7 protein-coding genes and 1 pseudogene are annotated in these 12599 nt (G+C 41.5%); 4 read left to right on the top strand and 4 right to left on the bottom strand.

What is annotated here, in order from left to right:
• Nucleotides 1-115 precede the first annotated feature (115 nt).
• The 3 genes from CRI9333_RS02540 to CRI9333_RS02550 form a co-directional block, all read right to left on the bottom strand.
• On the bottom strand, nucleotides 116-466 hold the full coding sequence (locus CRI9333_RS02540) for a hypothetical protein (protein ID WP_015201619.1): 351 nt from the start codon (nucleotides 464-466) through the stop codon (nucleotides 116-118).
• Nucleotides 467-532: 66 nt separating this feature from the next.
• The gene (locus tag CRI9333_RS02545; protein WP_015201620.1) at nucleotides 533-772 is read right to left on the bottom strand and encodes a hypothetical protein; all 240 of its coding nucleotides are present in this window, start codon (nucleotides 770-772) and stop codon (nucleotides 533-535) included.
• 300 nt (nucleotides 773-1072) lie between these two features.
• Complete coding sequence (locus tag CRI9333_RS02550) at nucleotides 1073-3103, bottom strand: hypothetical protein (RefSeq protein ID WP_015201621.1); 2031 nt, start codon at nucleotides 3101-3103, stop codon at nucleotides 1073-1075.
• A 72-nt stretch (nucleotides 3104-3175) separates the two neighbouring features.
• Here CRI9333_RS02550 and CRI9333_RS02555 point away from each other — a divergent pair, with 72 nt between their 5' ends.
• From CRI9333_RS02555 to CRI9333_RS02565, 3 genes are all read left to right on the top strand, one after another.
• On the top strand, nucleotides 3176-4882 hold the full coding sequence (locus CRI9333_RS02555; RefSeq protein ID WP_015201622.1) for a DEAD/DEAH box helicase: 1707 nt from the start codon (nucleotides 3176-3178) through the stop codon (nucleotides 4880-4882).
• A 106-nt stretch (nucleotides 4883-4988) separates the two neighbouring features.
• Nucleotides 4989-6032, top strand: coding sequence for a hypothetical protein (locus CRI9333_RS02560; protein ID WP_015201623.1), 1044 nt, complete (start codon nucleotides 4989-4991; stop codon nucleotides 6030-6032).
• 249 nt (nucleotides 6033-6281) lie between these two features.
• Nucleotides 6282-6956 (top strand): alpha-amylase family glycosyl hydrolase, encoded by a 675-nt coding sequence (locus tag CRI9333_RS02565; protein WP_198013610.1) that lies wholly within the window; start codon nucleotides 6282-6284, stop codon nucleotides 6954-6956.
• A gap of 24 nt (nucleotides 6957-6980) precedes the next feature.
• Here CRI9333_RS02565 and CRI9333_RS02570 read toward each other — a convergent pair.
• Nucleotides 6981-8278, bottom strand: a pseudogene (locus CRI9333_RS02570) (IS4 family transposase).
• A gap of 328 nt (nucleotides 8279-8606) precedes the next feature.
• Between CRI9333_RS02570 and CRI9333_RS02575 the strand changes: the two are divergent.
• Nucleotides 8607-12575, top strand: coding sequence for a DEAD/DEAH box helicase (locus CRI9333_RS02575; RefSeq protein WP_198013611.1), 3969 nt, complete (start codon nucleotides 8607-8609; stop codon nucleotides 12573-12575).
• Nucleotides 12576-12599: the final 24 nt, after the last annotated feature.

Below are 12599 nucleotides of genomic sequence, written 5' to 3' on the forward strand. Positions count from 1 at the left end.
AAAATTTCCTGTGCATATTAGGTTGATTAAAATTTGTGTGATAGGAAGCGATCGCTTCCTGTCTTACTTTGGAAAATGCTTTAACAGAATCGGGTAGAGTGCCTGTGCGATCGCCTCAATGTGGTCTAGCAATTTCTTCGCCTTCCTCTCCTATCCACACCCGCGAATTTGGTGTGTAATTTAGCGAGAAAATTTCTGATCTCCACCAGGCTGACAGACTGAGTTCAAGGTTTCCCCAATGCAAGTCAAAATCGTGACACTTAGATCTATAAAATTCGTGAAATGGGTCAGGATAAGGACGGTTTGTTGGGTCAAAGCTCTCCGCAAAATAACCTTTGAATTCAATTTCAACAAATGAATACGTCACTTTCACGTCTGTCGTTAGGTTGAAGCGTCGGTGCTGGTAGTGTTCCTCTAGGATTTTTGCGATCGCTAGTTGCGTTTCTAGTGGTAGTTGGGTAATCATATGCGCGTACTTAAATTAAGTTTGTAATGTTTGATGTTTGCGGTAGTGCGATTGAAGTACGCATATTTACTGCGTTAAAACCAGTTTGAGGTTTTCCGTTATTTCAATGGCTTCGAGCCGATGTCCATAAGACCACGCCATTGTATGAGGGCAGTTAATTAAGTTTTTGAGTTTGTGTTTGCCCGACTGCCATGATTCATCGTCGTCAAAAAGGTAAATGCTATCAGATTCACACCCTTCACCAGGGTTGATCAATTTTTCAATTGCATTTTCTATTTCTGAAGGCATTGCCGTTATCTTTGCCATTATCTTTGCTCCTATGATTTGTATGATTTGAAGTATTAAATAAAGTTGTTTCTTGTTTTTTAGTAATACGGATAGTAGTATAACCATAAATTATTGTAGTGTTAAATTTACCTCAAAAAGTTATCACTACAACAGTAGGTATTCTATTTGTTCTGTAGTGACAACTTTTCAAATAAAGTTGCCACTACAATAATTTATGCAATTGTAAGCTATTTCTTTTTATGCTTCAAAACCACTAAAAACTATTATTAATTAGTAATTTTAGTTTACATTTAGATAAAAATTTAGTATCAACAAGTGTTATTTTTCCCACTCGGTTAGTTGCAATTGAACTGTAGGATAAATAGCAGCATTTTTAGGTATTTTTTTGGCTGTGGCGATCGCCAGTTTGACATTACTCTCTGCCTGACTTTGTGCGATCGCAAATAATTGTTCACTCCAGTTATTGATAGCTTCGGTTGCTTCGGCTTTGTCACTACTTTTTGAAGGAATGGATGAAGCTGTCCTGATAGCTCTACTAAGGCTTTCTACAGTCCCACCATTGGCAGCTTCATAGGCGCTTCGTAGATTAGTTGATGCGATCGCATCCGAGTCTTCGCTTTTTACCGTACTTGTTATAGATTTTTGTGATTTGGGTAATCTGGTTTCAGTTATTTCAATATTAGTATTAGAATCTTTGACAATTTCTTCTTCTGTTGAATTGTTGGGTGTGGGTGCTTCTAGTTGTCTAATTAGGGTTCTCCAAGCTGCAATTTGAGAACTTGCCTCCTCATACAATGCGCGTCCCTTAGTAATTTGCCTAGCTATGCTTATGGCTGTCCTTAAGTTGTCAGCATTGTTACTGCGGGCATATCCTTGAGCTTGTTCAAGTATTGGTCTATCTTGTAGAGTTTCCACAATATTCGACCACTCCCGAATCTGTTTTGAGGCGGCTGGATACAGCGCACGCCCTGACGATATCTGCTTGGCTGTATCAATTGCGGCGAGTAAATCTTCTGTTCTATTTCCAGCAGCTAGAGCATTGGCATCGTCAAGTATCGGCTGGTCTTCAATAGTCTGAATCTGCTGTCTCCATTTGTAGGCTTGGCGTTGAGCCTCACCATATCGGGGGTTGTTAATGGGGATTTTATTAATTTCACTAATCCCTGCAAGCAGATCGTTCATTCCCCCAGGCGCAGCTAGATTTCGCCCTTCGTTTAAATGCTCTACGTCGGTTATTTCCAATGTCCATTTGAAAATTAGGCGTTGAGCTTGCTCGAACAGCGGGCGCTCACTTTTGAGTTGCTTTGCCATTGCGATCGCAACTTCCAAATCGCTAACCTCCCCCTCATTGGCGCGTCCAACTGCGGAAGCTAAATCAATGATGTCTTTAGCTTCCGCTTCCAGCGTTGGCTCTGGTGGGATATTTTTGGCTATTGATAGTGCTTCTTTCCAATTGCCGCTGTTGAGTTTATTTTTGGCAATTTTTACTAAAATTGTCCCGCTTTTAGTAATTAAATCCGTACTTTTTTTGAAAATTAAACTTGTAGGTGGAATGCTTTGGGCTATTTTAATAGCTTTGTATAAATTTTCTACTCCCCCTTGGAATACCAAGTCATATCCGATGTCTAGTTGCTCATTCTCTTTTTGAGTAAGTTGCAGTATATCTATTAGCTGGTTGTATTTAATGTTGCCCCAATACTCATTCCCCAACTTTGTGAGTTTTACAGCTTCCGGGAAAACTTCCGACCACTTTAAACTTTTGATGTAACTAATTGCTGTGTCGTATATTTTTTGGGCGGTTGACCAAATTAGTTGCCATTCTTCAATCTTGGCGATCGCCACTGGCGTTACTTTCGGATGTTCGGGAATTTTTTTAGCGGCGGCTATCGCCTCATCTAGTTTCCCCTCTTGAAAGGAATTATCAGCTAATCTAAGGATGTCCCGCGACCATTTCTCTATTCGGCGCTCAATTTCTGAGTGCATTGCGTGGTTGGCTGGTAAAGTACTGATTAATCCAATAGCCTCTATTAAGTTATCGACGGTTTGTTTGCTGGCAGCTAGCTCCGCGCAGTACAAGCGCATGGATGCAGAAGCCGTCAGCATGAATATTTTGGGGCAGTTGGGCGCTGATGGCAGCTTCAGCAAAACTGATACGCCGATAAAGCTTAAACTCCCAGATAGGATTAGTGTTGCGCTTACCCACAGTTGCCAGGGTATTCTTGATCGGCGGGAGCTTTGGAGTCTGGTTTTGCTTACTTCGTCTGTTGGTGCAATATATTCCGAATCTTTAACTTCATTAGTTATGTGTAAGGAAGTTTTTTTCTGGCACGAATTTGAAAGCTTAAACATGGTTTATTTTTTGACCATGATTGATTTTAATAACTTTACGGGAGTTCTATTAATTAGCACAAGCAATTTACAATGGATAATTTCTACTCATTCAAATTTACCCACTCACAAGCCTTAGCTGCACTTCATACAGGGCAAGCTGACCCCATCAAATATTACCAAGCTCGCAGAGATTTATTTCAATTATCCTTAATGGCAGATTACGACCAGCTTGTATGTCTGCCTACCCTGACTAAAATAGACAAACATTGGTATCAAATCGAAACTGCTAGAAAAGTTCTCAGACAACTAGGAGGACGTGCCTTACTCGCCGACGAAGTTGGACTCGGAAAAACCATTGAAGCCGGACTTATTTGTGCTGAATACATCGCCAGAGGTCAAATTCAATCCCTACTGGTTTTAACCCCAGCATCCCTTGTCTCTCAATGGCAACTAGAATTAGCTGATAAATTTAACATCGATACCGTTACTACCGACTCCAAGCAACTGCAAGAAAATACTGATGATTTCTGGACATCCAACCCCAGAATAATCGCCTCTCTTAACACTGCCAAATCATCTAAACATTTTCCCTACGTCACCAAGAGAAACTGGGATTTAGTCATAGTCGATGAAGCCCACCACCTTAAAAACCGCTCTACCCTGAATTGGAAACTCGTCAACGCCCTCAACAAGCGATTTATTTTAATGCTCACCGCCACACCAGTACAAAACTCTCTGGTGGAATTATTTAATCTCTTAACCCTCCTCAAGCCAGGATTATTGCAAACTGAAGCAGCTTTCAAAAAAGAATATGTCTCCTCCAAAAATGGACGAGTCCCCAAAAACCCAGAGAAGCTGCGTCAGTTGATGCGTGAAGTGATGATACGCAATACCCGCTCTCTTGTGGATGTCAAATTACCCAAACGCTTCGCTACTACCATCACTGTCACTCCTTCTCAACAAGAAGAGAAACTTTATCAGGACTTAACTCAATACTTACGCTCACAACAAAGCCTAGATAAATTTTCCCGCACTAATTTGTTAATGCGAGCGGGTTCTTCTAGTCGCGCCTTAGCAGAATCTCTCAAGAACCTTGCTAAAAGATTACCCAGCGATGAAATAAAAACATTGACTAAACGCGCTGCTCAAATTAAACAAGTAGAAAAAGCTAAGGCTTTGGTGGACTTGTTAAAACAATCCAAACAGAAAACCATAGTATTTACCACTCATAGAGCCACCAGTTCCTATTTAGCCTCAACTTTAGAGTCAGCAGGTATCCCATTTGCAGAATTTTTGGGAGATATGTCTTTAAACCAGAAAGATGCTGCCATTGCAGCATTTAAAGATAGCGTACCCGTGTTGCTGGCATCTGAGACAGGTGGGGAAGGACGTAACATCCAGTTTGCTAATGCAATTGTCAACTATGACTTGCCTTGGAATCCCATGAAGATTGAACAACGCATTGGGAGAATTCATCGAATTGGACAAACACAAGATGTTTTTATTTTTAATTTTTGTCTTCAAGGCAGCATTGAAGAATATATTTTAGGTATATTACACGATAAAATCAATATGTTTGAATTAGTCGTTGGTGAAATAGAAACAATATTGGGTCAGGTAGATGATGAATTTGATTTTAGCGAGGTAGTCATGGATATTTGGCTAAAAAATCAATCACAAGCTGAACTGAATACAGCCTTTGGTCAATTAGCAGATGAATTATTAAAAGCCAAAGAGCAATATCGAGAAACCAGTGAACTAGATGAGCAAATTTTTGGTGAAGAATTTGAAGCTTAATGTGAAGAGTCACAACCAAAAAATCAGGGATCGAAAATTAGGTTTTTAACTTAATTTTATAGATTAGTTATTTTTTTTGAATTTTTCACGTTTGTTTCCTGATTATATGATTGACGATCCTATTCTTTCTACACTAGCTCAACTTGTCTCACTACACGATGGCATAGTAGAACCAGCCGGAAACCACTCCCTCAGCGTACTATTAACTGAAAATATTGCTAAAATTCTGGACGTAGGCGAAGAAGTTACCTTCAGTACTAGAGCCGATATTCCTAATAGTTCTTTTGTTACTTATCATTCAGAACTCCTGAAAAAATTTGACGCACTCCTCCAAATTAGAGGGGCTGTTACTGCCTTAGAAGTTAAATACAATGGTTACTTAAAAACAACAGGGTTCGATAAATTATTACTTCAAAAAATTGCCCCTCAAAATGGTTTACTTCGTTATTTAGATGCTAAACCTGCTACCACACGTTATCTTTGGTGTCATGTTGCTTATACAGCAGAGGCAGATGAAAAAAGAATTGGCATGGTTTCTTTTATTATCAACGAGTTAACCAAAGTTACGCCAGTAGACATCGGAGATGCTTTGTTGTGGGAGTCTGATATCGTACCTGTGGACAACACCAATCATCCACCCATGATGGCAGAGGAGGAATTGTCAAATTTAATCGAACAAACTTCAACTCAATTAATTAAAACTGACTTAGAAAATTGGTCTGCAAAGTTAAATAGAGCTAGAGCTAGGGATGAAGAAAGGCTGAAAACATATTACGGCACTATAGCTCAAGAAATTCGCTCCAAACTTGAATTTAAGCAATTAGAAGGAGAAGATAAACAAAAGGAATTAGCACGAATTGAAGCAACACATAGAGAGTTAGATAGAAAGCTAGCAGATGTACAAGAGCGTTATGCCATGCGGGTAGAAGCTTATTTGCACAGTGCCATGATTATCTATTTACCTACGGTACATATTCAATGCGAACTTATTCGCAAAAAAGCTCAACGTGAAGTCATAGCCGTTTGGAACCCTTTCACTAAAATAATTGAACCCTTGCGGTGCGAAGTTTCGGGAGAACCTGTATACAATTTTTATTTGGACGATGATGATGCCAAAATTATCTCACCAACAATTTGGAAGGAACGATAATTTTGCTACTTCTACATTCGTAACGCAAGGGTTCATACTGTTGTCTGTAAGTCTTTAACCACTCCTTATTAAAATTCATTAAACTTAAAACGAGCAGCAATGTCAAAAGCTAGATTTATTGTTCTATTTGCCCTAGCAGCAACACTACCAATCGTACCGCCTCTGATTGTGAACGGTACTCAAGCTAGGTCTAGTACCTCCGATAGACAATTAGTTCAGTCGAGCCGACGACACCCTGTCCAAGACTCTGTGTTCTACTTCGTCCTGCCCGACAGGTTCGCCAACGGTAACGATGTCAACGATACTGATAGCCTTGGTGGAGATACAGATAAAGACGTGCTGCGACACGGCTACAATCCCAGGCATAAGGGCTACTACCACGGTGGCGATATTGCGGGACTAAGAAGCAAGCTTAACTACCTTAAGGGTATGGGTGTAACAGCGATCTGGATGACCCCAGTATTCAAGAATAAGCCTGTACAAGGTGACGGCACAATTGCTGGATCTTCCTCTGGCTACCACGGCTACTGGATTACTGACTTCACCCAAATTGACCCGCATTTGGGTACCAACGAGGAACTCCAGACCCTCATCAAAGAAGCCCACACACGCGGCATGAAGGTTTTCTTTGATATCATCACCAACCACACCGCTGACGTGATCTCCTACAAAGAAGGCAAAAACAGTTACCGCAACAAGACTCAGTTCCCGTACAAGACAGCGCAGGGCGAAACCTTCGACGACCGCAACTACGTGGGAATGAAATTTCCTAAACTTGATGCCAATGTTAGCTTCCCGTACACGCCAGAGTTTCTGAATGAGAGTGACAAGACGACCAAGAAACCAAACTGGCTTAATGACCCCATCTACTACCACAACCGAGGTAATACTGACTTTCAAGAAGAAGATGAAGACCATTGGTGACAAGTTAAGCCTGTAACTGTTTTGTCAAGAGGCTTTCAGAGAATTGTTGAAAAAAAACTGGTCAGACCCTCGTTGAAGATTGGGAAAAGGAGCGACAATCAACTTAACATTGGGGTTTCGTTGCTGTTTGATAATACCTAAATCTCGATTTTCGGGATCAGCAAAATACTTAACGGGGTCTGTTGCCTTACCTTTCTGATGAGCCATAGTAAAATGATAAAGACCGCGATAAATCATTTCTAATGAAATCTCGTCGAAGGGGAGAGCAAGTTCATCTGCTACGGCATCACCTAAATCTACTAAAACCGCATAAAATAACCAGGTCGCCCAAATTTGTAACTTAATTCCATTGATTGAACCCGTCCATAAATAACTTAAACCTAAAAGCCTCTTGACTGTGTTAAAAGCATCTTCAATCCGCCACCGCCGCCGATATAAATCTGCTACCACATAAGGGGGTAAAATATTAGGGTCTAGGACGCTGGTTAAATAAGAATGCCAGGTTTTTCCTGACCTGACTTCAATCAAACGCAAGGTAATAAATGGAGTCTTCTTTGTGCCAGAACCAAAGCGTATCTTCCGATCTCTCAGTTCATAACTATCGGTAAATATTTGTTCTACTTTGATTGCTGCTCCTTTTTTATTCTCGTTATAAAATCTACTTTTTTCTCAATTAATTGAAACCAAAAATTAAAGTGATAAAACCCTCTATCCAATAACAGCAAGGTGTTTTTTGTTACTAAATTTAGAATGTTTTCTTCAAGTTTAATATCAGAAGCTTTAGAATTTTCTTCAAACCAAATTTCTACAGGTAATCTAGTCATTAAATCAATTACTGTACTCATTTTTCCGGCTAATTGCCCTCTTTGAGTCTCTTCTAAGCTTTTTAACTTCCTAAACAATGCCTCCAATGTTGACCCATCTACTATCCAAATCTTCTCAAATTTTGACAAGGTAAATTGAATACTTTCTGGCAATGGACGTTGATTTCTACTATGCCAAGTTGCTCTTAAACTCGGCAATAAATCTTTAAATACTTTTTCAAATAATTCAGATGGAAATGTTAAAAATCTTTGTGATACCGCTTGTTGACTAACTTTTGTGGGACTACACCACAGAAAACCATCTCTGGCTAACATTCTTGTTAGTTCTCTGACTCCTGCCACATCTCGCCACAGCAAGGTCAACACCGCCGCCATCATCAACGGTAAATTCAGTATCCGTTCTCTGAGTCCTAATTTTCGGTAGTAATTTTCTTGATTTGTAATGGCTGGTGTCAGTAATTTTTCCAATTGCTTGGCTATTACTTCGTCTTCCACCAGTGGTCGTTGTTTCTTTTTCGCATGGTCTCGATTGGTTTTTCGGCTTTGTGTCATGGCTGGTCTAAATCGCTCAACTACTTGTCTAGACTGAGTTTCTCACGATTTTTGACCTAGCCAAATACCACCCTTGACAATTTTCTCTTTTCCTTAACTTGTCACCAATGACCGTCGCTACATTCAAAGCTTCTTAAAAATTAGAGACGAAAAGGTAGAAAAGTTTGTTGAAGAAGAATTAAATCGTGGGCAGTTATGGCCAGATCCGTTACTACAAATTAATCCTAGTTATAAATTTGGTGCTACCGTTACCGAACTGGTAAAACAAGGCATCTTGCATCCTGAATGTAGCCGTTACTTTTCCCAAAACGGCAACCCATTCCGTTTTCATTATCACCAAGAACAAGCATTTAGAACTGCACACCGTCAACAACCTTACGTTCTCACCACAGGAACAGGTTCTGGTAAAAGCATGACTTATGTTGTTCCTATCTTTGACGACTTATTAAAAAATCCCGATATTCAAGGCGTAAGGGCAATACTTGTTTACCCAATGAACGCCTTAATTAACTCTCAAAAAGAAGAATTTGATAAATTTTTAAGCCAAGTTCCTAATACTCACATCCGCGTTGAACAATATACGGGACAAGAAAGCTTAACCAAAAAAACTGAAATTCAGAGCAACCCGCCTCAAATTCTACTAACCAACTACGTGATGTTAGAGCTAATGCTCACGCGCACTCACGAAGATAAATTGGTAGCTTCCCCAGATTTGAAATTTCTGGTACTGGATGAATTGCACACTTATCGCGGACGACAAGGTGCAGACGTAGCAATTTTAATTCGCAAATTACGCCAGAGGTGCGGTAAAGACTTGCTGTGTATCGGCACATCTGCCACCATGTCCACAGAAGGCAACCGTAGCTCACGCCGTCAAACTGTTGCTGGAGTTGCCAGTAAATTATTTGGGGTAGAAGTTAAAGCCGAAAACGTCATAGATGAAACCTTAGAGCGTTCTATAACCCGCGCCGAACCCAGTAACGACGAACTCCGAGATAGCTTTACCTTACCAGTTGAATCAGAACAAACTTTAGCAGCCTTCAAAACTCATCCCCTGAGTAGCTGGATAGAGATGAACTTCGGTTTAGCCGAAGAAGACGGGCATTTAGTACGACGCACTCCCATTTCCCTAGAAACTGGAGCAACCAAACTTGCGGAAATTACCCAAGTTGCCGCCGCTACCTGCTTAGATACTCTTAAACAAATGTTTCTCTGGGGTAGTAAAACCAAAGGACTTGCTTTTCGTCTGCATCAATTTATCTCCCAAGGAGGTAGTGTTTACGCCACAGTCGAGAAACAACACCAACGCTTTCTCAGCTTAGAAGGACAGTATGCCACAACAGGCGATCGCCTGCTTTACCCCTTAGTATTCTGCCGTGATTGCGGACAAGAATACTATGTAGTACGCTACGACACCGACGACGGAACCGTTACTCCTACACTACCCCAAGCCCTAGATACCAACGACGAAGATACCTACGAAGGCTACCTCACCTTAGATGAGCCAGGGCTTTGGGATGCCAGCGACGAAGACCGCTTACCCGATAATTGGTTCACAGAAACCAAAAAGCGAGGGCGGGTAGCCAAAAAAGAATACGCCAACTTTATACCCCAAAAACTCCAAGTTTTACCCAACGGTCAAGTCACAGCTTCCTTATTAGAAGGAACAGCTTGCTGGTTTTTGCGTAAACCCTTCCTTACCTGCCTCAACTGCGGTGTTACTCACGACAAACGCAAGAACGAATTCGCTAAACTTTCCCGCCTCAGCACCGAAGGACGCAGCACCGCCACCACGCTACTGTGCCTCTCTACCGTCAGTCGCCTCAAATCTAGCCCCGCCGTCAGCAAGGAAGCATCTAAAATTCTCAGCTTCACGGATAACCGTCAAGATGCTTCCCTGCAAGCAGGTCATTTTAATGATTTCGTGCAAACCAGTTTCTTAAGGGCTGCCCTCAACAGCGCGTTGCAAACGAATCAAGAATTAACCCACAGCGAACTCGCCAGCGCAGTTATCGAACACATGGGTTTGTCCCAAGATGACTACGCCAAGCAACCTGCTGACTATGGGATTGGTAAACGCAGAAATGAAGAAGCATTTCTCAAACTCATTGAATATCGCCTTTATGAAGACTTGCGTCGGGGTTGGCGCATTGTTCAACCGAACTTAGAACAGTGTGGGTTACTAACAATTGAATATCCAGAATTAAAAGAAGCTTGTAACGACATTCGTCTCTGGAATAAATACCCCCATCCCGTACTATTAAAAGCTACTCCAGAACAGCGATATATAGTAGCCAAAGCACTTTTAGATCAGTTACGAAAAGAATTAGTAATTGATGCGGCCCTGTTGCAACTAAACAAGGTAGAACAATTAAAGCGAGATGTAGAACAAGCAATCAAAGAGCCTTGGAAATTTGATGAATATGAACTTCTCCACGAAGCTACCTGGGCAACTACAGTTAGTGGCGATTCCAAAAAAGGTAGAGCCAAGCTTAAACTAACTGCTAAAGGAAAGATTGGTCGCTTTCTACGTTCTGATAGAGCTTGGAGTTGGCTCCAGCAACCTTTATTAGAAACAGAAGCAGCAGAGTTAATCAATACCTTAATTGATGCTCTGTGTGATGCTGGTTATTTACTGAAAGAAGGTGCAGAAGTACAACTGCGGATAGATGCTTTATTGTGGAAAGCCTCAAAACTACGCGAAATTCCTTCAGATCCGCTCACCTCTCGTCACTTGCAAGGAAGCCAAGCAAGTCAAATTTCCGTCAACCAATTTTTTCAAGATTTCTACGCCACTAATGCTCGTAAAATTCAAGCAATGGAGGGACGAGAACATACAGGTCAAGTCAAAAATCAAGACCGACAAGAGCGGGAAGAAAGGTTTCGCGCTGGGCTTCTAGCAACGCTATTTTGTTCTCCTACAATGGAGCTAGGAATTGATATTTCTGACCTCAGCGTTGTGCATCTGCGGAATGTTCCTCCAACTCCAGCTAATTATGCTCAACGCAGTGGTAGAGCAGGCAGAAGTGGTCAAGAAGCTTTGGTAATTACCTATGCTTCTGTGGGGAGTGGACACGACCAATATTTCTTTAAACGCCCTCAACAAATGGTAGCTGGTGTAGTCGCTCCACCTAAATTAGAACTGGGTAATGAAGACTTAATTAAGTCTCACATTTATTCAATTTGGTTAGCATATACTGGGTTATCGTTCGGTGATTCTCTCAATCAAATTTTAGATTTGGATCTGGATGGGTATCCCTTAAAAGATGATGTGCGATCGCAACTTACTTTAACATCCGAAGGTTTGAGTAAATGTCTGCAAGCCACTCAATCCATCCTGGCAGATAGTTTCTGTCAAGCAGACTTTAGCCGCACCTCCTGGTACTCTGTTGATTGGCTACGCCACACCTTAGAAAACGCCCTCAACGCTTTTGATCGAGCGTGCGATCGCTGGCGCAGACTCTACAGTGATGCTACTCTCCAGTTAGAAGAAGCTCGTCGGACTATAGATCGTTCTGCTAGAGGCACTGCTACCGCAGAAGAACGCCAAAATGCCGAAGCACAGCAAAGAGAAGCACAACGACAAACAGACCTGCTAGTGGGACACACCAATAAAAATCGCAGTCAAACGCAATTTGAATTTTACCCCTACCGCTACTTTGCTGCCGAAGGATTTCTACCTGGGTATAACTTCCCCCGTCTACCAGTCCGCGCCTACGTTCCCTCTGGAGACTCTGGGGAATTTATCTCCCGCGTCCGCGTTGTTGCCCTACGCGAATTTGCTCCCAGCAACGTTATTTACTACGAAGGCAGTAAATTTCAAGTAGCTAAAACGAAAGTTCCCTTGGGAGGAATTGAAAATGAATATCAGCGCATTAGTGTTTGTCCTAATTGCGGCTATTTTCACGACGGTGACAACTTTCTACGGGAAATTTGTGAAAACTGTGGTGCCAGAATCGTGCCAGATAGCTACGGCAATCCTGCAAAATTAAACCGCGTCTTGAAAATGGAAACTATGATGACGCGGCGGCGGGAGCGTATTACCTGCGACGAAGAAGAGCGGCTTAAATACGGCTACAACATTACCACCCATTTCCGCTATGCAGGAGACATATCCAGAAACCATCAAAACCTTTCTGTGAAAGGTTTTGATGGTTTTTCAGCTTGTGCGATCGCCAAGAGCAAAAATACGACTGAATTAGGCTTTGAGCTAATTCAAGTTAATTTAGAACCCAAAGATTAACAGGCTTACATAGCAAGAATTTCT

Source organism: Crinalium epipsammum PCC 9333 (assembly GCF_000317495.1).
Lineage (GTDB): Bacteria > Cyanobacteriota > Cyanobacteriia > Cyanobacteriales > PCC-9333 > Crinalium > Crinalium epipsammum.